The sequence below is a fragment of the Ruminiclostridium josui JCM 17888 genome (genome assembly GCF_000526495.1).
Lineage (GTDB): Bacteria > Bacillota > Clostridia > Acetivibrionales > DSM-1351 > Ruminiclostridium > Ruminiclostridium josui.
In genome coordinates this window covers 1,252,292-1,279,201 of the sequence record NZ_JAGE01000001.1, presented here as the reverse complement: position 1 = coordinate 1,279,201, position 26,910 = coordinate 1,252,292, and the positions used below count along the sequence as shown (strand labels likewise).

19 protein-coding genes are annotated in these 26,910 nt (G+C 37.4%); 14 read left to right on the top strand and 5 right to left on the bottom strand.

Annotation, left to right across the window (positions count from 1 at the left end; all coding sequences use genetic code 11):
• Positions 1 to 33 precede the first annotated feature (33 nt).
• Both K412_RS0105975 and K412_RS0105970 read right to left on the bottom strand, forming a co-directional pair.
• Positions 34 to 2,595: a transglycosylase domain-containing protein gene (locus K412_RS0105975; RefSeq protein WP_024832255.1), complete on the bottom strand. Its 2,562-nt coding sequence runs from the start codon at positions 2,593 to 2,595 to the stop codon at positions 34 to 36.
• Between the two features lie 229 nt (positions 2,596 to 2,824).
• Positions 2,825 to 3,673: a M23 family metallopeptidase gene (locus K412_RS0105970; RefSeq protein ID WP_024832254.1), complete on the bottom strand. Its 849-nt coding sequence runs from the start codon at positions 3,671 to 3,673 to the stop codon at positions 2,825 to 2,827.
• Between the two features lie 227 nt (positions 3,674 to 3,900).
• Between K412_RS0105970 and K412_RS0105965 the strand changes: the two genes are divergently transcribed.
• Positions 3,901 to 6,213 carry a methyl-accepting chemotaxis protein gene (locus tag K412_RS0105965; RefSeq protein ID WP_024832253.1) on the top strand — a complete coding sequence of 771 codons (2,313 nt, stop codon included), beginning with the start codon at positions 3,901 to 3,903 and terminating at the stop codon, positions 6,211 to 6,213.
• A 173-nt stretch (positions 6,214 to 6,386) separates the two neighbouring features.
• On the opposite strand, the gene K412_RS0105960 is transcribed toward K412_RS0105965, so the two are convergent.
• The 3 genes from K412_RS0105960 to K412_RS0105950 form a co-directional block, all read right to left on the bottom strand.
• Positions 6,387 to 6,746 (bottom strand): phage holin family protein, encoded by a 360-nt coding sequence (locus K412_RS0105960; RefSeq protein WP_024832252.1) that lies wholly within the window; start codon positions 6,744 to 6,746, stop codon positions 6,387 to 6,389.
• Between the two features lie 92 nt (positions 6,747 to 6,838).
• The gene (locus K412_RS0105955; RefSeq protein WP_024832251.1) at positions 6,839 to 7,258 is read right to left on the bottom strand and encodes a GerW family sporulation protein; all 420 of its coding nucleotides are present in this window, start codon (positions 7,256 to 7,258) and stop codon (positions 6,839 to 6,841) included.
• Positions 7,243 to 7,785: a hypothetical protein gene (locus K412_RS0105950; RefSeq protein WP_024832250.1), complete on the bottom strand. Its 543-nt coding sequence runs from the start codon at positions 7,783 to 7,785 to the stop codon at positions 7,243 to 7,245. The genes K412_RS0105955 and K412_RS0105950 overlap by 16 nt, the downstream gene beginning before the upstream one ends.
• Positions 7,786 to 7,934: 149 nt before the next feature.
• Here K412_RS0105950 and K412_RS0105945 point away from each other — a divergent pair, with 149 nt between their 5' ends.
• The 13 genes from K412_RS0105945 to drmB all read left to right on the top strand — a co-directional run bounded on the left by K412_RS0105945 (position 7,935) and on the right by drmB (position 26,767).
• A complete protein-coding gene (locus tag K412_RS0105945) occupies positions 7,935 to 8,489 on the top strand; it encodes a mismatch-specific DNA-glycosylase (RefSeq protein WP_024832249.1) in 555 nt (184 codons plus the stop codon).
• Positions 8,490 to 8,502: 13 nt separating this feature from the next.
• Positions 8,503 to 8,709: a ferritin family protein gene (locus tag K412_RS0105940; RefSeq protein WP_034847229.1), complete on the top strand. Its 207-nt coding sequence runs from the start codon at positions 8,503 to 8,505 to the stop codon at positions 8,707 to 8,709.
• 178 nt (positions 8,710 to 8,887) lie between these two features.
• Positions 8,888 to 10,264 (top strand): 23S rRNA (uracil(1939)-C(5))-methyltransferase RlmD, encoded by a 1,377-nt coding sequence (rlmD, locus tag K412_RS0105935; protein ID WP_024832247.1) that lies wholly within the window; start codon positions 8,888 to 8,890, stop codon positions 10,262 to 10,264.
• A 334-nt stretch (positions 10,265 to 10,598) separates the two neighbouring features.
• Positions 10,599 to 11,456 (top strand): hypothetical protein, encoded by an 858-nt coding sequence (locus tag K412_RS0105925; protein ID WP_024832246.1) that lies wholly within the window; start codon positions 10,599 to 10,601, stop codon positions 11,454 to 11,456.
• Positions 11,457 to 11,503: 47 nt separating this feature from the next.
• Positions 11,504 to 12,058, top strand: a complete 555-nt coding sequence (locus tag K412_RS0105920) for a TIR domain-containing protein (RefSeq protein ID WP_024832245.1) — start codon at positions 11,504 to 11,506, stop codon at positions 12,056 to 12,058.
• Positions 12,059 to 12,201: 143 nt separating this feature from the next.
• Positions 12,202 to 13,041 carry a macro domain-containing protein gene (locus K412_RS0105910; RefSeq protein WP_024832244.1) on the top strand — a complete coding sequence of 280 codons (840 nt, stop codon included), beginning with the start codon at positions 12,202 to 12,204 and terminating at the stop codon, positions 13,039 to 13,041.
• A gap of 2 nt (positions 13,042 to 13,043) precedes the next feature.
• Positions 13,044 to 13,559 carry a TIR domain-containing protein gene (locus K412_RS0105905; RefSeq protein ID WP_024832243.1) on the top strand — a complete coding sequence of 172 codons (516 nt, stop codon included), beginning with the start codon at positions 13,044 to 13,046 and terminating at the stop codon, positions 13,557 to 13,559.
• A 571-nt stretch (positions 13,560 to 14,130) separates the two neighbouring features.
• Positions 14,131 to 14,343: a helix-turn-helix domain-containing protein gene (locus K412_RS0105900; protein WP_024832242.1), complete on the top strand. Its 213-nt coding sequence runs from the start codon at positions 14,131 to 14,133 to the stop codon at positions 14,341 to 14,343.
• Positions 14,344 to 14,486: 143 nt separating this feature from the next.
• Positions 14,487 to 17,384: an ATP-dependent DNA helicase gene (locus tag K412_RS20545; RefSeq protein ID WP_024832241.1), complete on the top strand. Its 2,898-nt coding sequence runs from the start codon at positions 14,487 to 14,489 to the stop codon at positions 17,382 to 17,384.
• Positions 17,384 to 18,541, top strand: a complete 1,158-nt coding sequence (locus K412_RS0105890) for a DNA cytosine methyltransferase (RefSeq protein ID WP_024832240.1) — start codon at positions 17,384 to 17,386, stop codon at positions 18,539 to 18,541. Before K412_RS20545 ends, K412_RS0105890 begins: the two co-directional genes overlap by 1 nt.
• An 81-nt stretch (positions 18,542 to 18,622) precedes the next feature.
• Entirely contained in the window at positions 18,623 to 21,250 is a 2,628-nt protein-coding gene (locus K412_RS0105885) for a DrmE family protein (RefSeq protein WP_024832239.1), read from the top strand.
• A gap of 23 nt (positions 21,251 to 21,273) precedes the next feature.
• Positions 21,274 to 24,909, top strand: coding sequence for a helicase-related protein (locus K412_RS0105880; RefSeq protein WP_242835554.1), 3,636 nt, complete (start codon positions 21,274 to 21,276; stop codon positions 24,907 to 24,909).
• A 4-nt stretch (positions 24,910 to 24,913) separates the two neighbouring features.
• A complete protein-coding gene (gene drmB / locus K412_RS0105875) occupies positions 24,914 to 26,767 on the top strand; it encodes a DUF1998 domain-containing protein (RefSeq protein WP_024832237.1) in 1,854 nt (617 codons plus the stop codon).
• The last annotated feature ends 143 nt before the right edge of the window (positions 26,768 to 26,910 follow it).

Here is a 26,910-nt window from a genome sequence, read left to right as displayed (position 1 = left end):
TTGCATTAAAATGTGCAAAAGCCGTTTTTTTATCTATGGGATTATATTATCAATGTTTTCTGTGTCATTTAAGTTGTCTGAAGGATTACCACCGATATTATTACTTGGTTTGCTTGGAGATGTATTGCCTCCTGGTATAACATAATCAGAACCACTATTGCCAGTATTAGAAGAAGGAGCTGCTGGATTGCTCGGTGGAGCTGCGTTTGAGGTTCCACTTCCATGCTTTGTACAATATTCTTCTTCAGATAACTGATAAATCCAGTCCTTTATCGTTGCTGACAGTGAGCCTTTTAGCGGGCTTTTCGGTAAATATGGAACAGGCCTCTTTATAAATACCTTTTCCTTTACCAAACTTGGCGGACAGAATGGATTTGCCAACAACGGACGTCCGTAAATATCTTTTGAGCTTGTATCCACTTTTGCAAGAACGTGTACATCACATGTATCAGTTGGCTCTGTTCCTTTTTCAAAATACTCAGTCCTTATGGCATTGCCACGAGGATCACCACTGCAATGTGGACCTACAAGCTTGCCAGAATAAATACATATACTCTTCTTCACCAATCCCTGAGGTTGCGGGAAGTCTTTTGGTTCAAGCTTTGCATGTACCCTGTTCATTACTTTATTCCAGAGTTTCAATGCCTGATAAACTTCTTGACCTTTGAGAGTTTTGTTGTAATTGTATCCGTACCAAGTAGCCCCTACATAGTATGGGGAATATCCCACGAACCATTTATCATAGGTATCATTGGTAGTACCGGTTTTACCTGCAGTAGGAATAACTTTACCAGAGGAATTCTTTACTGTTCCAAGGCCTCCGCCAATAGCAGCGGTACCGCTTGTTACAACGTCTCTCATCATACTTGTCATAAGGAATGCAGTTGTTTCCTTGTATGCTATGTTTCTCTTTTGATCTGTTTTCTTATCCAATATAACGTTACCTTTATCATCAGTTACCTTTGTGTATGATATCGGTTCCAGATAAACTCCTTTGTTGTCAAATGGGACATATGCGGCAGCCATAATCAAAGGGTTAACTCCTTCGTTCAAACCACCCAGGGCCATTGATACATAGCCTTCTTTCGGCCTGTCTATATTAACCTTTTTCAGGTAGTTTATAGAATTTTGAGCACCCAATAAATTCATCCATACTTGAGCCGCTACAACGTTCTGTGATTTTTGAATAGCCCTTCTGATTGTTAGAAGTCCTTCATATACACCTGTTTCCGCATTCTTAGGATATGGAGTATTAGGATGTTCTTTATCAAGATATACAGGCACGTCATCTATTACAGTAGCGGGTGTTATTATACCAAGGTCTATTGCAGGCCCGTAAACGGCTATAGGCTTGAAACTTGAACCCGGTTGTCTTTTCATATCCGTAGCTCTGTTTAGAGTGAAATTAGCTTTTTTCTCGCCATATGCACCGTACATACCTCGTATTTGTCCTGTAGCAGGGTCCAAAACGAGCATTGCTGCCTGTGCCTGCATGTCAGGATTACTGATTTTTTCATTGGCAGCGAAGTTTTTGGGGTTTGTAAATTCTTCAGTCATTATTTTCTGAATATTACTGTCTTGTGTTGTATAAATCTTCAAACCGCCGTTATAGAGCTTTATAGTAGCATTATTGCTAGACAAATTGTATTTCTTCATCAAGTCGTTTTTAACCTGTGTCAGTACATAGTCTACAAAATAGCTCTGTATGTTACTATCTTTTTTGTCGCCTTCACTTGTGCCTTTATATATTTTCAATGGCTCTGCAACTGCTTCGTTATACTCATTTTGAGTAATATATCCTTGCCTAAGCATTTCAGCAAGAATTATTTTCTGTCGGTCTTTGTTTGCAGCCTTTGTTTTTTCACTTAATGTTGGATCATATGTTCCAGGAGATTTAGTAACACCTGCGATGCTGGCACATTCAGCAAGAGAAAGATCTTTTACATCCTTATTGAAGAATTTTTTTGCTGCTGCTTGTACACCCCAACAGCCTAGCCCAGTGTTTATTCTGTTCATATAGTTGTCAAGAATCTGATCCTTTGACATCTTTTTTTCTAAATCCATTGCCTGCCAGGCTTCCTGTACTTTTCTTTTAACTGTGGAGTCCGTGTTTCCGGTTATATTTTTAACCAGCTGCTGAGTAATGGTACTTCCGCCGTAGTCAGCATTACCGAACTTAATGATATAACTTAGTGCAGCACCTATAAAACGTTTTTTGTCAACACCATCATGGCTTCTGAACCTTGAATCTTCTATTGCAATGAATGCGTGTCTCATATTATCGGGTATTTCAGAATGTTCGGCAAGAATTCGGTTTTCACCACCTTTGACCTGCGCGATTTCCTTACCATCCTTGTCATATATGAAAGTTACTTTCGACATTTCAAGCTGATCCGGTGTAATCGGCACTGCAGTCTTTATGTATCCGAGAACGGCCCCGCCTAAAACGCCAGCAACAACACACCCTAAAGATATGAGGATAGCAAATACTGTTTTTATAACTGCAAGAGTAAATTTAGAAGCTGTAGACGAAGTGGTCTTTTTCTTCTTTTTTTGCCTATCCGGCCCTGATGCAGCCTTTTCATTAGCTTTCATAATATCCTCCTAAAATTAATACATTTTGCTCACAATATTATATCATAAAACAATTTTTAGTACATATTATTTAAATGTTAAGATACGCCGGGGCAAAAGAGCAAAACTACACTAATGGCTTGGCTTTCCCATATATATAGATGTCCTCGGTTTAATGATAAGTTTCCTTTTATAAGAAATTTGGTTTTATAGGGACAACTACAATATTTCCCGGATTCACATTCTTGTGTCACTGTGTTGAGGGTTTGAATTCAATATATTTGATAGGATTTACTGCGGTATCGGCTATTCTTATTTCAAAATGCAGGTGAGGTCCTGTACTTTTACCTGTACTGCCCACTAAAGCTATTTTTTGTCCCTTTTTTACAAGTTCACCGGCTTTGACAAGTAGTTTTGATGAATGACCGTATATTGTTTTAAAACCATTACCGTGGTCAATTATTACATGTTTCCCGTAGCCGTCGGAAAGGCCTGCATATATTACTTTTCCGGAAGCGGCGGCCATTATTGGATCACCTGTTTTTGCATCAATATCTACACCCTTATGAAGAGTTTTTATATGTGTAATTGGATGGTTTCTCATTCCAAAAGGGGAAGTTATTTTACCTTTTGCCGGAATGAAAGTAGGCAATGCATCAACAAATTCCTCCAACTCTGTGTTGGATTTTTCAAGTGACACTGTAAGGGCACTATTAATGTTAAAATCTTTGTTCAGATTTTTAACAAGGTTGTTGAGCTTTATCATATCTTCAATTGTGCTATTTGTACTTTTAACAGATGTGCCTCTGCTGGTTTTTTTAACATAGCTGCCTGATATTTTGGAATAGGCTTTTGCAAATTCTTCAAGTCTTGTTTTAAAGTTGGTCTGGTCGGATTTGAGAATTCTTATCAACTCCAAGTTTGCTTCATGTAACTTCTTTTGTTGTATAAGTGTTCTTGACATATTCCGAACTTGTTCACCCAAAACATCATTGGCTTTTTCCAAACGGGCAGATTTGGCATTAAGGAGGTAAATTATTGGTAACATTAAAAGTAATAAAATTACCAAACACCATGTAGGTTTAAAATATTTTTTCATTTAAATCACCATTTCATAAAAATATACTAGAATTATTTCCAAATTTGCTATTAAAATAACCTGTGGACATTACTTGTATAGAGTAGTGATACATTTTAATGTATAATTATCTTTATTTACAAGAAAAAAATGGCGAAAAAGGTAGATGGGGTGAAGGAGTTTTATACTAAAATGTAGAACTATTTTATATTCGGCTATTTTCATTGTAAAGCGGGAGGTTGTAATATATGAAAAACATAAAAAGTACAATTATTGGAGCATTTTGTATTGTTATTGCAATCTCGTTAATTTCATCTGCAATTTCTTTTTTCGGATATAGAAAGGTAATTAATTCTGTTAATAATATAGAAGTTAATAAGTCAAATCAAGATTCAGTACAGGAACTCAGCAAATTGTCTGCTCAAAGGCAGCAGGTTTTAACCGACATTGTAAATTCATTTAGTGATGACGATAAAGCTTTTGCAGACATAGGGAAAAAGATGGAGGCAGAGCTAAAGACCTTGAAGGAAGCTAAAATAAGCTCTGAGGACAAAAAGACTGTAGAGAAACTGGTCAGCATTAACAAAGAATATGTAAGTTTATATAATGATAAAATCAGTCCTAATATTAAAACTTTTGAAAATAAGAGTATTGAGGCTTTCTTAAAGGGCGTTCAGGATGATTATAATGAAATGGAAATCATTATAAGTGAGCTCCGAGAGACAATGATAAAACCTATTGACGACAGGTCGTTAAGACTTAAGGACGATATTACGGAGTTAAACAGAATAATTGGGCTGGTTGATTCAGACTCCGAATATATTGATAACCAGTTCACTGAAATAAAAAAGCTTTTGGCTGATATTCTGACTTATTTCAGCGAGGCAGGAAGTGATGGTTCAGCCCTTCAGAATAATGACTTTAATGCGAAAATTGAAGATCTTGAACAAAGAATTTCGGCGGCAGCTGCTGCCAGCCAGAATATTCTTGATAATACAAGGTCAACCCAGGGCATTGACAGGGTCTGGTATATGAAAAAAGTTGCCAGTGATTTAAATATCTATAATGAGATTTCTAATGTAGCTTTATTATTAAATAGAAACAATGCAATTTTGTTGTATTCTGCCGCCGGAGGTAAAGATTCATCTGCGGAGTTTAAAAAGAATAGAGCAGATATTGAAATGAAACTGGCAGACCTTTTAAAAAATGGTGTTGATTCAGAAAAAATCAAAAGGCTTAATTCTTTGGATAATTCAATAGATGGTGCTGCTCAAGAGATATTTAAGAGAACTGCAATTCTAAACAATGAGGCTATTTCAGAGGGATATAAAAGTATGTCTGAACTTAGTAAATCTTTTCTTGATAATTCAGATAAGCTCAGAATTTCTTTTAATAATTATTTTGATAATGATATAAAATCTTCTGAAAAAATAAAGCATGCTATATTCTGGATAATAATTGCTATTACACTGTTTTCCATTGTTATTGGTATGTTGATTGCATTACTTTTATATAATAGAATTGTTAAGCCTATTCATTATCTGTCAAATATTCTTTCAAAGGTTGAAAAGGGTGATTTGACAGTCAGAGCTGAAATTGCTGCTTCCGATGATATAGGTAAATTGGGTGAGCAGGTTAACAATGTGATTGACGGACAACAGAAAATGATTGAACAGTTTAAGGATACCGGCAGTGAAATAAGTACGTTAAAGCAGAGAGTTAAGTCACTTGTTGACCAAAACAGAACAACTATGGAGAAAATTTCTGCATCAAAGACTGCTGACAGGGAAGAGGTTGTACTGGATACGGAAAGCATAATTTCCGGTGTAAAAACAGTAAGTGAACAGGCGCAAAAGGCAGTAGGAGATAGTGTCAGGGCAGTAGAAACGGCTAAATTGAAGGAAAAGACTGTTGAAGAGGCAGAAATGTTTATAAGCTCTGTTAATGAAACAGTTCAATCCATTGCAACATCTATAGAAAATCTTGAATCCTCATCAGAAAGAATTGGAGAGATTACCAATACTATTACTCAAATTGCTTCACAGACAAATCTTCTGGCGTTGAATGCTGCAATTGAAGCCAATAGGGCAGGTGAACATGGAAAAGGTTTTGCGGTTGTTGCAGATGAAATAAGAAAGCTTTCCAACCTGAGTAATAATTCAGCAGCTGAAATAAAAGAGCAAATCAAAGAAATACAGTCAAGTATTAATGCGGCGGTTACTAAAATGAATTTAGGTTTGCTGGGAGTTGAGGATGGAGCAGCCAGAATAAATGATGTAAAGAAAGGGATTGGTGAAATAATCCAATCTATTAATAATGTTTCAGATACTGTTAAGGCATCTGCTGAAAAAGCGTATACTCATTATCAGACAGCCAGAGAGTTTGTTGATGCCGTAGACAAAATTGCATGCGGAGTTTCTATTAAATCCTCTGAATCTAATGATTTTGATTCAATTATTCAGATACAAGCAAAAACCCTAAGTGATCTGGATGAAATCTCTATGCTGCTACAAGATGCATCTTCAGACCTTTTTAGGATTTCTGAAAGGGTTAAGATATAGGAAATGTATGGAAAATAAAGGTATAAACAGTATATAATATGGAATAATTTATATAACGGCATACTGATTCAATAATAATCTTATCTTTCCCTTGTGAAAGGGATTTTTTTTTATTAGGAGCGGCTTTAATAAAAGCCGCTCCTAAACATTTTTACAGTATTCCTTTATGGTATCTACATACCACGTCCAGGAATAATTGCATCGACTACACCATATACCAGTGCAGCAATAACAGCAGAAAGGAGAGAGATATTATATCCTGGTACTATAAACTTGACAACATAGATGATAGCGGCTGCAATAATGAAGCCGGAAATTCCACGGCCGAATGGAGTTGCATTTACACCTGTTATCTTGTTTACTGCCCAGTCCAATACTGCCAGTACTACTGCTGCAAGCAATAATGAAAACCATGATGAAATCGAAAAACCTGGTGTTAAAAATGCTGTGATTGCCAGAATGACAGCTCCGATTACTACACGCAATAAGAGGTGTCCTAGGCCAAAACCTTGTCTGTTTTCTACTTTATCCATGGTATTTTGTCCTTTCATGTTAAAAGATATTACTTGCTATAATAGTGTTACACGTTTATTCGGTTCATATTCAGTAAAATAATGGTCTTAAATTATTGCTGCCCTTGACTGCTTTGTGTTTGCTGTCCTTGTTTAGAGCCAATACCTGAGATTATCTGAGGTATTTTGTCCATAATTTGGCTTGTAGCAGTAGGGCCAACCTGAAGCATTGAAACGTTGTCCTTGTCTACAATTATTACTGCATCTGTACAAAGTTTTGCACCAAGCCCTAAAGCGCCTCCTGCCATGTTGTTGGCTATACCCGAGGTAGTACCGCCAGCTTGTTCTTTGGTACTAGAACCTTGGTTTTTGCTTGCTGTATTACCTGTTCCATATCCAAGAGTAACTGAGACTACAGGAATAAAGGTTTTATCCCCATGTGTAACCGGTTTTCCTATTAGCCCCTCATTCTGAGTAAAGTCTTCAAGATTTGAAAATAATGTGGTTACATTCTGATTCATGTTTGTATCCATTGTAAGTCCCTCCTGTTAAGTCTAATAATTTTTAGTATTTTCATAATAGCCGGACCAATATATATTTTGGCAGAAGCATTTAAATATATATAATCATTTTCTGCAAGAAAGTCCGGCTGGTTTTCAAAAGTACTTATATTGATTAATTGCGAAACCATATTCACAGCTCCGCAAGTAATACCTGTATCAAAAGGATTAGTAAAGCCATAATGTGTAGTGACCTTTATATCTTCAGGGGCTATAGCTCTCAGATAATCAATACTGTAACCTTTACCGAATTTTTTCTTTATTGTCCTTTTTAATAAATGCTTCCCGAAAACATGGATATTTAAAATCGGATTACCCTTTTCCAATGTAAACCGAGCCATAATAAACGGGTGGAGCCATAACGCTGTCCCTTGTAATATTGAATTATTCGTATCAAGTACAAAATCAGTCTTTAACGGTACAACAAACAGTAATATAATTAAAATTGCCAATATTGCAATAATCGCTGATACTATTAAAGAAGTTAAAATTAATACCAATTATATTGACCTCCATATAAAGTTTGATTACAATTTTATAGATTTACCTTGATAAAAAGTTTTATTCAATCAATATTTACATAAAAAAACTACAAAATGCTAAATATAAAGAAAGGCACTCCGTAGTTTTTACCTTTTGGAGGAATACTATGGATAATTTTTATTACGAAAAGCCGCTGCCGGATATTCTTGCACCTGGACTTAAAGTTGTCTTTATAGGTTATAATCCGGGCTTGCTGTCAGCAAAAAACAGGCACCACTATTCACATAAAAGCAACAGATTTTGGAGATTTTTGTATGAATCAGGTCTGACACCTGTCAGATTCCAACCGGAGGATGACAGAAAAATCCTTGAGCTAGGTTATGGCTCTACAAATATTGTTGACAGGCAGACCAAAGCTGCCAACGAAATTAGTACTGATGAAGTTATTGAAGGTTCGGCAAACCTATACAGGGTTTTGGATACTTTAAAACCTCGAATTGCCTGCTATGTGGGAATAGGAGTGTACCGTGCGTATGCTTCAAGTATTTTGAAGGTACCTGCATCCGGTGTTAATGTTAAGCCAGGTCTACAATCTAGAAGTATACTTGAAGATACCTTGGATTTTGTTTGCTACAGTACAAGTGGGCTGAATTCAGTTCCTTTTGAGGAACAACGTAAGTGCTTTGCTGATTTGAAAAAACTTTTGGATTCTATTGGGTAATGGAGGAGATTTTATGAACGAAAATGAAATTGAACTTACCACGTATGACAGACTTTTGAGAGCATGGGAGAACTCCATGGAGCTGGTAAGAGACTACGAAATGTACTCAAAAAGGATTGAAGATGAAAAGATTAAGCAGGTGTTCAAGGATTTTGCGCAAGACGAAGGAATGCATGCCAGTAAGCTTCGTGACATCCTGTTGGATTACAAAAAACAGTAAAATCGGATTTATTCATTATTGTAAGATAGACAAAATCATTTGAAACTTTGGCGTGGTTAATTAGTATCTATTTTTGCCATGCCAAAGATTTTATTTTTTGTGGAATCTACCCTTGTTTATCAAATCCTCTAAATATGGTATTATATTGGTTATAAATTTAGGAAACGGTGGTTGACCAATGAAACAGCCTTCTCAAAATATATTATCACAGAATAAAACATATAAAATTGATATTACAGGTTTAACTCATGAAGGACAGGGTGTAGGAAAAATTCAGGGATTTGTGGTTTTTGTTGATGGAGTTCTTCCCGGAGAAAATGTTGATATCAAAATAGTAAAACAAACCAAGAGCTATGCTGTAGGACGGCTTGTTAAAATAAACAGGTCTTCTAAGGACAGAGTAAAGCCTTTCTGTCCTGTATATGACAAATGCGGAGGTTGTGCAGTTCAGCACATGACGTATCAGGCACAACTTAATTTCAAAAAAGATACTGTTCTTCAAAATATTACAAGAATAGGCGGTCTTCAAGATGTTAAGGTAAATGATACAATTGGAATGGAAAACCCATATAAATACAGGAACAAGGTCCAATATCCGGTGGGTTGTGATAACGGTGAAATAAAAATAGGTTTCTATGAGACAAGGTCTCACAATATTATTGACAGCAATTTGTGTGATATCCAGCCTGATGAGAGCAATAAAATAAGGGATGTTGTAAGAAATTTCTGCAAGGAAGCGGGTGTAACCATTTATGATGAAAAAACCGGCAAGGGACTTCTTCGTCATGTAATGGTGAGGAAAGGCTTTAAAACCGGTGAAATTATGGTGGTGCTGGTTATTAACGGCGACAAATTGATAAAATCCGATGAACTGGTTAAAAAGCTACTTGAGGAATTTCCAGATATAATGAGTATTATTTTAAATATAAATACCAGGAACACCAATATTATTCTTGGAGATAAAAATGTATGTATTTATGGACAGAAGTACATATCTGACTATATTGGAAGCTTCAGATTTGAGATATCTCCTTTGTCTTTTTTTCAGGTTAATCCTATCCAGACGGAAGTGTTGTATGAAAAAGCTCTTGAATATGCAGGCCTTTCAGGGAATGAAACGGTTTTTGATTTGTATTGCGGTATAGGAACTATTTCACTTTTCCTTTCCCAGAAGGCAAAACGTGTTGTAGGGGTCGAGGTTGTTGCGGATGCTATCAGTGATGCTAAAAGAAATGCCGAGTTAAATGGTGTTTCAAATGTGGAGTTCCTGGTGGGAGAGGCAGAAAAGGTTATACCTGATTTGTATGCACAGGGAGTAAAAGCGGATGTGGTGGTTGTAGACCCACCAAGGAAAGGCTGTGACCAGGTGTTGCTTAATACTTTGGTGGAAATGCAGCCACAGCGGATTGTTTACGTAAGCTGTAACCCGTCCACTCTGGCAAGAGATTTGAAGTACCTGACGGAACAAGGTTTTGAGGTGATGGAAGTACAGCCGGTGGATATGTTTCCGTGGACGGGGCATGTTGAGACCATTTGCTTGATGTCTAAGAAATAAAGCTCGTGAAGTATTTAAAATACTGGGTTTCATAAAATGAAAGTAAATCTGTCTACTCGACCTAAGCCCTCGATATGGGTACGTGGAAACATATCGAGGGTGTATTTATGGGGTGAATTTTGAGCTCAAAAATGGGTAGGGTTGAGTTGACAGATTAGATAACGGGCATTTTTTATAGGGGTTGAGGAGACAGAATGGATGTAAAAGGAAGACAAAATTGGTTCATTTTGATTGAAATCATTTCCATTTTTTTATATAATAATTTTGAATTAATGGACTATATACAAGCTCTACTAGGACATTAATAAAATATGTTGTTAGTTGAGGTTATGATATGAAATTCAAGGGAAAGATAGTTTCTTATTTAATAAATAATTGGTGGTATTTGATCCTTTTATCTCTAAGTACTATATATATTTTATATTACAGAGACGATATTTACCAACTAGAAAAACTAAATGCGAAAAATCTAATCTTCATCGTTTGGCTAATTTTACTATTACTTCCTTTGTTTTCCGAAATGGAGTTATTTGGATTAAAGCTAAAAAGAGAAATAGATAAAGTAAAAGCCGAAGTTAAAGAAAATCTAAATGACATTCGTATGCAAATTATGGAATTAAGAATTTCTAATTCAAATGCTAATACAATAAATTTTGGAAGTGATTTTCTTCCTAATGAACATAAACTTAAAAAATTGATTGAAGAGTTTATAACTAAAGCAAATACCAAATCTGATAATTATAATGAAACTAGCACTATATCGAATATTGAAGAATCAAAAGGTGTGACAAGTGAAATTGATTTTGAAGTTACTGAAGAATCAATCTATTTATTCAAAGTTAGGTTAATGCTTGAGAAAATGTTGGCTGATTTATGTGAAAAAACAAATTATAACAGTAATAAATCTACACATGAAATGGTGAGGCATCTCTATCGTTGTGAATTATTAAATTGCAAAACAGTAGATTTAATAAATCAAATCATAAAAATCGCAAACAGAGGTATCCATGGTGAAATAGTGAGTAACGAGTATATTGACTTTATAAAGAAAGTGTTACCAGAACTTCAAAAGCAGCTTAATGAAGCCAATACACAGTTACATTACTGTAATTGCCCAAGGTGTAAGTATTCCGGTTATTCTCGTTACGAGAATGTTTGTCCTAAATGCGGTTTTATATGTGATGAATTTTAGTAAATATAAATAACGCTCTGGGTGTGGAATAAGGAGGGAAATCGATAATGGCAAACAGAACTGGAACATATATCGCTTTTGATGGATTAGGTGAAACCGACCCTACCAAGTCTGACTTCAGATACTATGCTACTATTCTGGCATGGTGTGCAAACAGTAACATCGAGTTTAACATTACGAATAGCCACGAAAAAACATATGCCGTCCGTGATTCAAGTTTAAAAGCTACACTATATGCTCGAATTCAGGAAAGGTTAAGGGCGTCAAAAAATATGCTTGTTATTCTCACAGAGGATACACGTTATACTGGAAGTGTGCTTTCTTACGAAATCGAGCAAGCAATTGACAATTACAAAATTCCACTGATAATAGCGTATCCTGGGTACTCAGCAATTCTCAATGTTGACGCTTTAAGTAATCTATGGCCGAAGGCTCTCGCCGACCGAATAAATAAATCTGGGACAGAAGCAATACATATTGCTTTCATAAAGGATTGTATTTTGGACGCAATCACACAGTTTCATGTCAATGGAAAACACTTAAGCAACGGTAAAAATTATTACTGCAGAGATGCTTATATACAATGGGGGTTGATAAAGTGAGGAGTAAAAATGACATATAGTGATAAAAACCATATTTTCGTGGCAAAACTGTTTCTCAATACGTCAGAACTTGACTTCAAAGTTGATATTATGTATAGGGAGATGAAAAAGATGAGGTTGTTGAATAAAGGGGTGTTAATGTTATGAAAGGAATAAAGCAGATAATATCACTGCTTCCAAAAATCCTGACAGACAGCCTCAAACTCGCATTTACGATACTTGGTGGAATAGGAATTGTAGTAGGTTTCACGTCGTTCTCGCTCAACTGTATAGGCAAACTGCCTGCCCAGATTGGAGTAGTTACACTTGTGTATGTTGTACTTGTTATCGGAACGATATATATAAAGCGTAAACTTACAAAAAATCAGGTTACGTTGAATATTCGTGGTATGAAAGTTATTGTGAAACAGGGAGATATATTCTCTGCTAATGGCTGGAAGCTTATCCCATTCAATGAGTACTTCGACACTCAGGTTGACGATATAATTGTTGCGCATAATTCTCTTAACGGGAAATATATAGACTCTCTTTCCGATGATGAAAAGGAAGCGCTTAAACTAGCTATTGCTACAGATAACAGAAGTCCTTTGCAGAGATATGAGTCAACCGATGGTGCAAAGACAAGATATGAGCTGGGTACAATCAAGGTTTTTCAAGATGTTATGATGTTGGCTTTAACACATTTTAATGAGCAAAACGAGGCACACACAAACCGTGCCGAATATGAAAATACTCTGCGAAAGATGTGGAAAGAAATTAATCGTACATATCAAGGCAAACCGATAAACATTCCGCTTATCGGCGGTGGACTTACTCGACTCGACGATATGACGGATAAGCCAAATGAGCAACTGCTTAGATGTATTCTCTGTACTCTTCGGACGAGTAACGTCACTTTTGATGAAAATGTTCAGATATCCATAATTCTTACGAAAAAGGCGTTAGAAACTATAAATCTTTATGAACTGAAAGGAGAAAAATAATCATGGCTTACAGAACAAAGACGTATATTGCGGCAGACTGGGACGGCGACAAAAACGCTGTTGATAAACTGCGTGAATGGAATGATGGTGAGAAATGGAGTTTATCATTTACTGATGCTCATGATCTCACTCAGGCACGGGATGATAGCTTGAACTGTAGCATCAAGGCATCCCTTGCTATGAGAATGGATGCCTCTAAAACATTTGTCTTGATTGTTGGGAGTAACACCAAAAGCCGCAGATCAGGTGAATGCACATATTGTTCGAACTTCGACAACGGTAAGTGCAAAACGGGGCATACAGTAAGTAATGACAGTTTCATCGAATATGAGTGCAAAAAGGCGGTTCGAGATAGAGAAAATATCAAAATTGTAATACTATATAATGCGGCAACTGTTAATAAAAGCAAGTGCCCCGATGTCATTAAAGAGTATGGTACGCACGCTCCAATGCAAAAAATGAAAGATGGCAAGCATTATTGGGATTATCAATCTGTTAAGAATGCAATGGGGTTATAGTGCAGACAATGAGAACTCAATATTACCATTGACTTGTTTCCAAGAACGTATTAAAGAAGAATAGTGCCGTAGACATGTTCCCTCGAACGACGGTTTTTCAAAAATAACCGAAAACCGATTGACATGTTCCCACGTACAGATACTATAAAAAATAACCCCCAGACATCAATTGCATCAACTCGACCCACGTTGAGACCATTTGCTTGATGTCTAAGAAATAAAGCTCGGTAACCATTGAAAATACTGGGTTTCATAAAATAAAAGTAAATCTGTCAACTCGACTTAAACCCTCGATATTGGTACATGGAAACATATCGAGGGTGTTTTTTTGTAGTAAAAATGAGTCTGAAATTAGGTAGGGGTGAGTGGACAGAATAGATAAATTAGTAGGGTTGAGGAGACAGGATAGATGTAACATTCTATACACCTGAGATTATAGCATAGGATTTAGAAGGATTTGGAGTAAGAATTATTGAATACAAATCAAAAATCATGCGAACGTAAATAAAATGTTTGCAATATGATGATGCTAATGATATTATGTAATTATACATACATAGAGGTGATTATGATGGCAATTAGTTATAAAAAACTTTGGAAGCTTCTTATTGATAGAGATATGAAAAAGAAAGACTTACAGAAACTTGCAGGCATTAGTTCTGCTACGATCACAAAGCTTGGTAAAAACGAAAATGTTAGTACAGAAATAATACAAAAAATCTGTATAGCGTTGGAGTGTGACGTCTGTGATATCATGGAAATGGATGATACCAAACGGAGTTAATGCTTGTATCACAATGTTCAGACCCATTTGAGGTTATTTCATAATTGATATAGGTAAATTAGAATCAGAATTCTTTGGAGTTTTAGCTGGAAAAGAAAAATAGCGACTTAACTGAAAAAATACAAATTGATATGGAGGTTATCATGACTACTGAAGAAATCCTGCGGACTAACTTAACAGATGAACAGTACAACGCAGTTGTAGACGAATCAAAGCATATCCTTTGTTTGGCTTGCGCTGGCTCGGGAAAATCTCGAACGCTTGCTTATAAAATTGCGTATTTGGTTTCTAAGGGGGAGTCTCCCGAAAGCATTGTCGCTTTTACGTTTACGGAGAAGGCCGCCGAATCAATAAAACGCAGAGTGGCAGAGGCACTACATAAATTCGGATTGCCAGAAAACTATATAGGTGCTATGTTCATAGGAACATTGGATTCTTTCTGCCAAAAACTGATTGGCAATATTGATGCGAGGTATCGCCAGTTTGATATCCTTGATCAGAACGGGTTGATTCTGTTTGTAATGTCGCGCTTCTACCAATTAGAAATTCAGAGTAATGGAGGATATTTCAAAACGATAAATGAACTCACAAAAGCATGGCAAACACTTAATAATGAGAATATTCCATTGAGTGATATTGCAAAACATGACACAGTATTGTATACGCAGCTTTCGAATCTAGCCTCAAAGCTGCTCAACGATGGCTATATGGATTTTTCATATGCTATTAGGTTAGCGGTTGATGAATTAAAGAAAATCTCTCTCAAAGGTGGATCATATATCGAAAAATACAAATATCTTTTTGTCGATGAATATCAAGACATTAATCCCATTCAGGAGGAATTCATCAAAACATTCGCCAATCATCTGGACATGTTGTTTGTGGTTGGAGATGATGACCAAGCCATCTACGGCTGGCGTGGTGCAAATGTCCAGAATATATTGACATTTAAAGACAGATATAACGATGTTTCTATACATAAATTGCTTATCAATTTTAGAAGCACCAAGGCGATTGTTGAAACGGCAAATAGTTTTGTGCAGGCAAATCTTAATTACGAACGATTGCCAAAAGATATAAGCTCCAATTCTGATAGAAATATACAAGACCTTCGTAAACTCTGGTTTACTACTCGTGATGAAGAGGCACAATGGATAGCAAATCGGATTAAATCTCTTATTGGAACTACTTATATTGAATACAATCCAGACGGAACCGAGAAAAGCCGACGCGGGTTAACTTATAGTGATTTTGCCATCTTGCTTCGCAGCATACATAATTCCTATGGTGAAAACCGTGATGTTCAATTTGTAAATGCTTTGCAAGCCTTGAGTATTCCATGCAAAACTACAGGAGAAGGTGGGATCTTTGATCGCCCATACGCACAGTGTATTTTGTCAATAATGGAATTATTACGTGATAGTACAAATGATAGAACAGCGGCAGAAAGGATATTTAATGAGCAAGTGTTGCCCAATTTTCCACAAGCGGATAAGGTCAAATATCTTCAGGTGCTACAGCACTGGCAGCAAGAGATACATGCCCCGTGCGAGAGTGTAAGGCGCAAGGTGTACCCACAGCAGTTTTTACATGACTTGTTGGATGCACTTATGCTTCGTGCTATTGAAAACAATGAAATAGCATTGCGTGATTTGGGACTGTTTAGCAAAATCATATTGGATGTTGAGCAAACCTATGTCAGCATTGACTCTCCCAGACGTTATCGCGAAATGTTAAATTTTCTTTCTAACATTGCACAGAACAGTTATGAATTGGAACCAATTGACTACATTACAAAGGACGATGCTGTTAACATTTCCACTATACATAAGGTCAAGGGCTTAGAATTTCCTGTTGTGTTCGTGGCTGATTTGGTGTCGCAACGTTTCCCAGGCAGAAATGAAACATATAATGGATTGATACCACAACCACTCATGATGAATGCAATTAGCCGTGGCGCTTATGGTTGTCGTGTCCAAGATGAAGCTCGTCTTTTTTACACTGCTATTACTCGTGCTGAACGCATTTTGTACATGAGCGGTAGTACATCACATCCAGGGTTGAAACGTGGAAAACGACGGTCGCAATTTATCATAAATTTAAACCATCCGAATATGCGAGAAGATTTGACATTTGACGAGTTAGCTGAAAAGATGGAGCCTACTCCACGTTTTGCTGATAGCGAATTACCGACAGACTATTCATCTGTAAAAAAATATTTGAAATGTCCGTATTCTTACAAGCTCTCTACCATATACGGTTACAATGCAGCAGTACCAGAATTATTCGGGTTTGGGAAAACGAGTCACACTATTTTAGAACGGTTGCATCAGAAATTCAAAGACAGGACACCCACAGCGGATGAAGTAGAGGAAATCGTGGAATCAACTTTCATGTTGAAGCATGTTTTCCCAAGCAACGATCCCGTCAACCGTCCAGGTTCATATGAACGTGCAAAGCAACTTGTACAGCGCATAATGACTGAATATTCGTATAGATATGCATCCGACTTTGGACGCTTGCGGCAAGACGAGGCGCGTTTTGAAATTTCAGTTAAGGATGCATTGATAACAGGAGCCATTGATTTGCTTCTGCTGGAAGATCCAAAAAGAGGTATTATTACAGCGGATGTTATCGACTTTAAGTCGATGGAAACACCTGAGGACGTTGCATCTTATGATTGGCGGGATATGTCTGTTCAGGTGCAATTATACTCAAAGGCGGCAAAAGAGGTTTTAGGCGAAAATGTGGAAACAGGTTATATACATACATTAAAAGACAATCAGCGTACTGCTGTGCCAGTGGACAACCAATCCGTAAACAACGCCATCGGTGTTATTGAATGGGCTGTCAAAGGGATACTCATTGGTGACTTTCCTATGAGAGCTTGTCCACAGAACTGTGTTAGTTGCGACTTTAAGGCAATGTGCGCTCAAAAGCTCCAAGCCTTCAAAAACACGGAAACCCCTCCGCAAATCAACACTCCAGCGGGTTTGAAAACTATCGCCGCGTTGGACATTGAAAGTGAGGGAGGTTATTAATGAGATTTGAATTTGAAGCAGTAGACATATTTTCAGGCTGCGGAGGTGTATCCTGTGGACTTACTTTGGCTGGTTTTAAAGTAAAAGCTGCGGTTGAAATTGATCGTAGCGCAGTAGAAACCTATCAAAGCTATCAACCGCTTAGCATGGTAAAAGTATTGCATGATGACATTTGCAATTTGAGCGGTTGGGAAATACTTAAAGCCGCTGATATAAAAAAGGATGACATATATTTGTTCGCTGGCTGTCCTCCATGCCAAAACTTCTCACGTAAAAACCCAAAAAACATAAAGAAAACCCTTGCTGAACGCAAAAAACTTTTATTTGAGTTTTTGCGAATAATCGAGGAATTGGAACCACCGTTCATACTGATGGAGAATGTGCCAGGCCTTAAGACCAAATCCAACAAGGAAATCCTCGACGAATTTCTAACTCGTCTGAGAAAGAGATATTTGGTGGTAGAAGGCATTCTTAACTCTGCTGACTACGGAGTTCCGCAGATACGTAAGCGATTTGTGCTACATGCCGTGCGAGAAGACATTCACAAGGAATTGAATGATAGCGGGTTTCAATTCGAGCTTCCGAAGCCAACTCACTCAGAGAAAGAAACTGACGGTTTACTCCCGTGGAAAACGGTACAAGAAGCCATCGGTGATCTACCGCCCATTAGAGCGGGTGAAACCTACGTGGATCCCGAAGGGGAAATTCACAATCATAAGTGCGCTAATTTGAGCGATATCAACCTTCAGCGCATACGGGCAATCCGGGCCAACGGTGGTTCGCGTGACGGATTACCAGAAGATTTGGTCTTGGAGTGCCATAAAAAAAAGGATGCTAATGGCAATGTCTTTTCAGGACATAAGGATGTTTACGGTATTATGGATGCTAACAAACCAGCACCTACAATGACAGGAGGATGCCTAAGCTATTCAAAGGGGCGCTATGGACACTACGAACAGGATAGGGCAATTTCAATTCGTGAAGCGGCTCGTTTGCAAACATTTCCAGACAATTTCATATTCAGTAACTCGCTTACAGCGGCTGCTCTGCAAATTGGCAATGCTGTACCGATAGACCTTGTAAAGGCGAGTGCTATAGTACTGAAACAAGCAATGTATATAGTAAAAGAGAAAAGAATTAAAAAAAAACGCAGCTGATTTTTTGAGGTATTGGAGGAAGGGGCTAAACAAGCTGAGGGGTTCAACAGGAAGTGATTTTGTTACGGAGGTAGCTGTACCATGACAAATGATAAGAAGCGCTTTTGCTTAACTGATAAGTGCGACATATACTTTGAAAACTCGCTTATATCTAAAGAGCTAATTGTCAAAAAGTATGCCGAATTTTTCATGTCCGTTTTGTCTGGTAATGGCCATTCAGTCAGCGTAGCGTTGCATACGGGTTCCATTTGCTTTGATATTGTATCGTTTATTATGGTTGCATTAGCATCTGTATCGTTTGATAGGACTAACTCCGAATCGATTATTGATTCTTTAAATGAAGGTGATATTGTTCTGTTCAGAAATGGTCGGTATCGTTGGCGTGGATTGGATTTCAGAGATGGAACCCAATACATTACTCTAGAGCAGGATGGCAGAGGGAAAAACGGAAAAACAATTTCTTGGATTCCGTTTGAGGATAATAAAAACTTAATAAAACCCTACTATGGGACTTCAAGCTTGACCGACGGAAGAGGAATAAGGCGACAAGATAACAAAAGAGCTGATTTCATTTCGCATATATTAGGAGTTCCAGTAACAGAGGTGCCAAGTGTTACTGGTGCTTCTGTGGTTATTGTTACCGAACGTGACACTTTTGCCCGTTTATCTAAAGGTTTACGCATTTCTTATGGAGATAACATGAGCGTAGGATTGCTGGATATAGTTACAGCATCGTATTATGCGGACAGCGGTGAAGAATATCAACTAGGTAACAATCCAGCAAAAACAGAACCAGTATTGAAGATAACGAGGAAAATATCGACCGCTCGTGAGTTGGTGTTAGAGAAACATGGAAATACAACAGTCGGGTTGATGGTTATCGGTGCAGATGCAGTATCAAATGGTGCTTCCGAACTGATTGACCTCTTGGGAAGAAAAACTCTTAAATTTTCTCATATTGCGGTAGAAATTGATTCAGAATGTGCGAAAGATATTATTGAATCGCAGGGGGGAGCTGCAGTATTTGCGTGTACAAGGGAATCTCTGTTGCAAAATTCTCTTCCTCCACAAGAGATAAATAACCTAACCCTTGAACTTGACAGACAAATTGAGAATATTGTTAATAATACAGTTAAGACAGAGATTGTTGATGGCGGATGCTCATGGGAAAATTTTCGTAAAATCAAAGAAGCGTTATATGCAATAAAGAACTCTGAATGGAATGACGATAATAAGAACTCTTTTCTAATTAAAGCATATTCCCTCCTTAACCTCTTAATCACAGCTGTATTTCCTATTGAAAAACTCGAAAAAGCTATAGAAAACGGCATGTTGAAGGCCAGTGTGACTTCTCCTGCTATCCGGATCCGTGAACTTAGGGATTTAGCAGAAAATGCAGAATCTGTAGAATATCATTGTATATATGTTATCGATGCTTTAGAACAGTTGTACAAATCTTGCTTCGCAGATTGTTCTAAATATAATGCTTTAAAGCGATACCTCGAGTCTTCGAACGCAGAAAAAATTGCTCTTGTTGTACCAAAAGCATATTATGTCAATATCCTCTGTGAGGACGAAATATTTTACAGAAGAGGAATAACTATAGTAACCGCCAACCGTTTTGATAACTCTGTATGCTATGACGAGATCATAGCTATAGGTGATTTCTGCGGAAAACGGTTTGATCCGGTAAAATGTAGAGCGGCTGAAAATGTTATTGTATTGCTTTATGAATGCGAAACGCACTGGTTCAAGTACAAAAAATACAAAGCGGAAACTTTTGAGAATAAATTGAATTCCAGAATCGGTGTTATTCAAGATGATCTATTTGATGATGACCTGGAAAACAATGAAGATAAGAACAATGACTTAATCTCATTTATTGATGAGGAAGTGGGTTTGGAAAAGTATATAAATAATATAAGTATACTTGATATCAATAAGTATACTTCTAACGTTTCTGGCAATGCTGGAGACACATTAACATCCGAAGTATGCGCTATAGGGCGATTTGTAAGCGATGAACAAGTATTATTTTCCAAGTACTACAAAGCAGTTGTTTTTGATTCTGTAACTGGAACAGTATCTGAAATTGCTGCGGAAAGTCTTTCTGCAGGGGATCAGCTTGTATTTCTAAAACGAGACGGATATGCCAGAAATATGGTTGATTATATATATGAGAATTTACAGATAAGCGGTCGCTTAAGTTCAGATGTTTTGGATGCGACTGAAAAGGCATCTTATTGGAAAGATATTTTGCGCGAATACAAAGTAATTTATGACCTTTCATATAGGGATATTGCAACAAGGCTTCAAAAACTCGGAAGCTCATTACAAGAGGCTTCCATTCGTCAGTGGCTTATCGAAGAAAGTCATATAGTGGGGCCTCGAGATGAAATTACGTTAAGACATATAGCCCAACTTACTCAGGATCCATACCTTCTTAATGACACGCACAGTTATTTCGAAGCATGCCGCATTGTACGGCGGCAAAGAAAAGAAATACTAGAATTAATCGGAAAAGCTATTTTAGACAAGCTACGCGGACACAAACCACCTATAGGAAGTATTCTTGAAATAGTATACGATAATGTGGAAAATTTGTCTGAGATTTTAGAGTTGGCCACACTAAATTTGCTTGAAGAACCAGTTACTGTTTCTGCTAACTTAATCAATAAACCGATTACGGATTGGGAGGTTACAATATGACAAATAATGAAATTCGAGAGCAGATGATTGCAGCTAGAGAAGAATATATTCAATTAACTAAGTCTGAGCTTCTAGGGCCTGGTTCGGAATTCAGCATACCTGATGCTGAACACGAGCTTATTTCAAGCAGCCCGACAAGCCGTTACTCAGTAGGTATATTATATCCGCAAGGGAACGAAATCAGTCAGGATAACGATGAAACCATACCAAAGGAAGAAAACGGTGAAGGAATCGCATACGAATTTGAGGATTCTTTTACGCAGAATGATGAACCGAATGAGACAATAACAAAAGCGATACGAAACTGTGAATACGACGAAACTGCTCAAGAAAACTTAGATGAAGAAATAAGCCTTTCTTCTCAGTATATGCCTTCGTCTATGGGGATAACTTTTATTGTAAGGGGAAAAACAGATTTAGTACATGGCAGTGCTGATTTTGCTACATATAGAAAAGCAAAAGTTTCCGACTGCATAATCCCTTATGTTCCAGATAATTCCGAAAGCTACTCCATACCACCTGAGCTTGAGCATAAAATGGTTTATGATAAAGAATTGAAGATAATTAAACTTATTTCTTCAATTAATGCAAAAGAAGTCAGAGACATCTTTGAAAGGGACACAATACCTGAGAATGAGTCTTTTGTATTAAAAAGAATAGCTTATCGTTTTGTTGATTTTTGTAGAAACGGTTATGTTCGTGTCCCCCATATGGTTGAGTTTACACTGGATTTTTCGCAAAGCGATTATATAGATAATAATAGAGAACTAGATGGTACAACTGCTAAAATCACGGCGTTGCGTACAAGAATCTCAGACAATCTATGGTCAATAACTGTTATGCTGGTTAACGATCTTAGGGAAACACCAGCAAAGCCCAACAATTGTATTTTTCAACCTTTTATTAACGTTTCATCTGAAAAGAATGAATTTGTATTTGTAGAAACGGAACTTAATGATGATCCGGAAACAATGGATGATGAAGAACATTCACTTGAGTTGCAATATCGACACAAAAAAGTGTATGGTACAGGTCTTGGTGTTTCAGTTGATTGGAATATCAATGATGAAGGTAAAGGCAGTATTTGGAGTGAATTCTTCCCGATAGCAGAGGTTGCGCCGATGGATTTCAACCTACCAGTAAATGATAAAATTAGTTCGGAAAAACTGTCAATGAAGTATTTGTCAGATTTAGATCCAACGGATAAATCGCATAAACTCTTCGATTTAAAAAGTATGGTTGACTTATATAAAAAATGGGTTGAAGATCTTAAAAATATTGCTGAAACACTTGATATACGATATAAATCGGCAGCAGCTAAAAATATTGCAGAATGCGAACGCGCTTGTAATCGAATGTATTCAGGAATTAAAACATTGCGAGATAATGATATTGCATATAATGCTTTTATGCTGGCAAACAGAGCAATGTTTATGCAAAGAATACACCTTAAAATGCAAGCAGAAACAGCCGACAAAGACCGTTATCCTGATGATATGCAAATTGCTTCAATTTTGAGTAATATGGATTATAGAAAAGCTGACGATGGAGATTGCAAATGGCGACCTTTTCAGATTGCATTTTTACTGATGGATATTAACTCAATAGTTGATGATGCATCGCCTGAACGTGACATTGTAGACCTTATTTGGTTTCCTACTGGCGGGGGTAAGACAGAGGCATATCTCGGGTTAACTGCATTTACGATTTTCTATCGTCGGTTAAAACACCCTAAACAATCAGGTGGTACTGCAGTGATGATGCGTTATACACTTCGTTTGCTTGCAGCTCAACAATTCACTCGTGCCTCTACATTGATATGTGCTTGCGAATATATCCGCAGAGATTGTGAAGCAAAACGCCACAGGTATCCTTCTTATATGTTAGGTAAAGAGCCAGTTACTATTGGCTTGTGGATAGGTGGAACTCATATTCCAAACAGAAATGAAGATGCAAAGTTTCATTTAGAAAAGTTGTTGAATGTAAAAGAGCATTACTATGTCCGGAGTGAGAAAGACAGACATAATAAATTCCAGGTATTAAAATGTCCTTGGTGCGGCACAAAACTTGTCAAAGATGAGAAGGACAAAAAACTTGTCGGTAAGTGGGGCTACAGTATGAGGGACAATAAGCATTTCTATATGTTTTGTCCGCAAGATGAATGCGATTTTACTACGCGATTGCCTATTCAAATAATTGATGAAGAACTATACGAAGATCCCCCAACATTGCTTTTCGGAACAGTGGACAAATTTGCAATGCTACCTTGGGACGGACGCATTGGATCATTCTTTGCAACAGACACTAGTAATCGTACGCCTGAATTGATTATTCAAGATGAACTTCACCTGATTTCAGGTGCACTCGGAACTATAGTAGGTCTGTATGAAACTGCTGTTGATGCTTTATGCAGCAGTAAAGGTATACGTCCCAAAATAATAGCTTCAACTGCAACAATACGCCGAGCTAAGGAGCAATGTTCTGTTCTGTATAATCGTGAAGTTGTTCAATTCCCTGCTCCTGGCTTAAATTCAGATGACTCATTTTTCGCCCGGGAAGCTAAAATATCATATAAAGAAGGCGTGTTCGGTCGGAAATATGTTGGGATTATGCCGTCTGGAAAAACAAAGGCTATGACTGAAATACGAGTTATGGCTGCTCTTTTACAAAGAATTTATATGATGAACCTACCAGATGAAGTAAAGGATAAAATGTGGACTTTAACAGCGTATTTTAACAGCCTTAAAGATCTTGGTAAAGCATCTACACTTGTAGAAGATGACGTCAAGGATTTTATTATTCGAACAGCAAATCGTATGTTCACATCGCGTAGGTTGATTATTAGTGCTGATGAATTGACAAGTCGTGTAACAACAACTGAGCTTAACGAAACATTAGACAAACTAGAAAAAGTGGAATATTCGAGGAAAAATATTGACGATAAACGTTATGCTTCTAATATTCTCCTGGCTACTAATATGATTTCTGTCGGCATAGATGTTGCTAGACTAAATGTTATGTTGATGATTGGGCAACCAAAGCTGACAAGTGAATATATTCAGGCATCCAGCCGTGTCGGACGCTCATTTCCGGGTGTGGTATTCGTGCAATACGATGCTACTAAGAATCGAGATCGTTCTCATTATGAACAATTCAGAGCATACCATGAGTCGTTTTATCGCTTTGTAGAGCCGACTGGAGCGACACCGTTTTCAAAACCCGCTCGAGAAAGAGCTCTACACGCCTTGCTTGTTTCGATTATACGGCAACAAGCTGGGTTGAACGAGGATAAGGACGCGGTGAACTTTGACAGTGAATACTTCTCAGATATTGTTTCAGGTGCAGAGCAGTTTATACTTGATAGAATTAAAAATATCAATAAACGTGTCGATAGCGGAGTGAATTATGATGCTGATGAAGTGAAATGCGAAATGAGCTCCTTCATTACTGAATGGCAAACGAAAGTTGATTTGTGTCTGGAAGCGAATGTACCATTATTTTTTGGACGTAGATTCATGGTCAATCCTCCTGGCACAGATATGAAACGCTTACTTAAACCGTATAATACTATTGGAGAAGACAATTCGATTGAAACTCTTACCTCTATGAGAAATGTAGATACTCCAGTTAAAGGTAAGGTTATTATTTGGGAGGGATAAGTCAATGGTAAATAAAATCAAAGAAAAAGTCGATCTTAATAAAGTTACACATTCGGTGCGCGCTACCCAAGCCGTTCTGCAATATGGGGTTGGTGCTATGGTTGACTTTCCTGATCAGACTCTTATTACGGCGGCGCCGGAATACTGGAGTGGAAAATTGAGAATCGATGACGAACGGTTTGCAAAGGCACTTGGCGTAGACTATTTTGCGATGCCTGTAGATATATCATATATGAGATTTCCTGAATGGTATTTTTGCCCGAAGTGCCGAAAGTTTCAGCCTATAACTCAGTGGGTTAATGAATATAAGAAACGATCAAAGGCTAGAACACTTGAAAATGATGAGCATATGGTAAGGCACATGCAATGTTTGGAATGCCGTCAAGATTTGGTTGTAGCTAGAATCGTTACTGTTTGCGAACACGGTCATATTAATGATTTTCCTTGGATTAAATGGGTGCATATACAAAGCAAAAAACCGATATGTGCCAACCCTACCCTAAAGTTTAAAACAGGTGCTTCAGGAAGTGAAGGTCTGGAAGGATTGAATATAGCTTGTTCTTGCGGCGCCTCAACGACTCTTAGGGGTGCCTTTGATAAGGACTGTTTTGAAAAATTTGATAAAGCATCAGGATCGAATGATTTCCGTTGTGAAGGTAATCACCCTCACAAACATATCAAAGAAAAATGTGATTGCTATCCGCGAACTGTACAACGAGGCTCATCATCGGTGTATTTTCCTGTGGTATATAGCTCTCTTGTGATTCCTCCATATGCGGATAAGCTAAATGCTCAAATAGAAAAAAGTAAAGCTTTTGCAGATTGTTTGACCATTATTGAGGACGAAGAACCTGGGGATAAAATTAATACTATAAAAAGTCGATTGCCAAGATGGACGAAAAAAATTGCATTGGAAATAGGTGCTGCAGAATCTGAAATAGAGAGTATTCTAATTAGAAAATGGCTTGATTGTTATGAATCTGAAATTGATGTAACGAGCGTAAAGTATCGTGCTGATGAATATGCAGCATTAAGCGGAAAAGTGTCCTCTTCATCCGGGTTATTTGGTGATTTTTCAAGAGAAGAAATGCCAATAGATGAGTATCATCTTCCTCACATCAAGTCTATTTCACTTATCGATAAAGTTAAAGTCGTAAATGCTCTAATCGGATTTTCACGAATCAATCCTGTTGTTGGGAAGAATGATGCGGGTTTTGTCCATGTAAAAGAACCAGATACTCGATGGTATCCTGCTTATGAGGTTCGAGGGGAAGGAATATTCATTGAGTTTGCACAAAATGATATTGATGAATGGATTTTGAATAATCCTTCGGTAATTGAGCGCGTGCACCGAATTAATGAAAATTATGCTATGTCGTTTATTGGACAGGGCAACCCTCGAACCATATCCCCGAAGTTTATTTTGCTTCACACAATATCCCATTTGCTGATCAGGCAACTTAGTTTTGAGTGTGGTTATAGTATAGCGAATCTAAGCGAACGTATTTACTGCGCTGAGGAATCTGAAGGGAAACAAATGGCGGGGATATTTATTTATACAGCTAGCGGCGATTCTGAAGGCACATTAGGCGGACTAGTCAGACAAGGGAAATCGGATGCATTTCCGCGTATTTTTAGAAAAGCGATTGCTGGAGCAAAAGCATGTTCAAATGATCCTGTATGTATTCTAAGTCAAGGCCAAGGACTTGAATCCCTAAATCTTGCTGCTTGCCATACTTGTGTACTTTTACCAGAAACTTGTTGTGAAGAACGCAACGGATTTCTTGATCGAGGTATGCTTATTGGAACATTTGAAGATAGAGGCATAGGATTTTATAGCGAGTTACTGCAAAAATAAAATTATATCTTTGTAAGGCAAAAGAATACAAACCTGTCTTTACAAGATATGTTATTTGGATAACTTGACAATAATTATTGATAGGAAAAATATACACATAATGCTGTTGACGAAAACTTCTGTACTAGAGGGTATATAAATTA

What these genes read in the sequence shown, in the direction of transcription:
- K412_RS0105975 (WP_024832255.1), bottom strand. Translation starts at nt 2,595, where the DNA reads ATGAAAGCTAATGAAAAGGCTGCATCAGGGCCGGATAGGCAAAAAAAG.
- K412_RS0105970 (WP_024832254.1), bottom strand. Translation starts at nt 3,673, where the DNA reads ATGAAAAAATATTTTAAACCTACATGGTGTTTGGTAATTTTATTACTT.
- K412_RS0105965 (WP_024832253.1), top strand. Translation starts at nt 3,901, where the DNA reads ATGAAAAACATAAAAAGTACAATTATTGGAGCATTTTGTATTGTTATT.
- K412_RS0105960 (WP_024832252.1), bottom strand. Translation starts at nt 6,746, where the DNA reads ATGGATAAAGTAGAAAACAGACAAGGTTTTGGCCTAGGACACCTCTTA.
- K412_RS0105955 (WP_024832251.1), bottom strand. Translation starts at nt 7,258, where the DNA reads ATGGATACAAACATGAATCAGAATGTAACCACATTATTTTCAAATCTT.
- K412_RS0105945 (WP_024832249.1), top strand. Translation starts at nt 7,935, where the DNA reads ATGGATAATTTTTATTACGAAAAGCCGCTGCCGGATATTCTTGCACCT.
- K412_RS0105940 (WP_034847229.1), top strand. Translation starts at nt 8,503, where the DNA reads ATGAACGAAAATGAAATTGAACTTACCACGTATGACAGACTTTTGAGA.
- rlmD (WP_024832247.1), top strand. Translation starts at nt 8,888, where the DNA reads ATGAAACAGCCTTCTCAAAATATATTATCACAGAATAAAACATATAAA.
- K412_RS0105925 (WP_024832246.1), top strand. Translation starts at nt 10,599, where the DNA reads ATGAAATTCAAGGGAAAGATAGTTTCTTATTTAATAAATAATTGGTGG.
- K412_RS0105920 (WP_024832245.1), top strand. Translation starts at nt 11,504, where the DNA reads ATGGCAAACAGAACTGGAACATATATCGCTTTTGATGGATTAGGTGAA.
- K412_RS0105910 (WP_024832244.1), top strand. Translation starts at nt 12,202, where the DNA reads ATGAAAGGAATAAAGCAGATAATATCACTGCTTCCAAAAATCCTGACA.
- K412_RS0105905 (WP_024832243.1), top strand. Translation starts at nt 13,044, where the DNA reads ATGGCTTACAGAACAAAGACGTATATTGCGGCAGACTGGGACGGCGAC.
- K412_RS0105900 (WP_024832242.1), top strand. Translation starts at nt 14,131, where the DNA reads ATGGCAATTAGTTATAAAAAACTTTGGAAGCTTCTTATTGATAGAGAT.
- K412_RS20545 (WP_024832241.1), top strand. Translation starts at nt 14,487, where the DNA reads ATGACTACTGAAGAAATCCTGCGGACTAACTTAACAGATGAACAGTAC.
- K412_RS0105890 (WP_024832240.1), top strand. Translation starts at nt 17,384, where the DNA reads ATGAGATTTGAATTTGAAGCAGTAGACATATTTTCAGGCTGCGGAGGT.
- K412_RS0105885 (WP_024832239.1), top strand. Translation starts at nt 18,623, where the DNA reads ATGACAAATGATAAGAAGCGCTTTTGCTTAACTGATAAGTGCGACATA.
- K412_RS0105880 (WP_242835554.1), top strand. Translation starts at nt 21,274, where the DNA reads ATGATTGCAGCTAGAGAAGAATATATTCAATTAACTAAGTCTGAGCTT.
- drmB (WP_024832237.1), top strand. Translation starts at nt 24,914, where the DNA reads ATGGTAAATAAAATCAAAGAAAAAGTCGATCTTAATAAAGTTACACAT.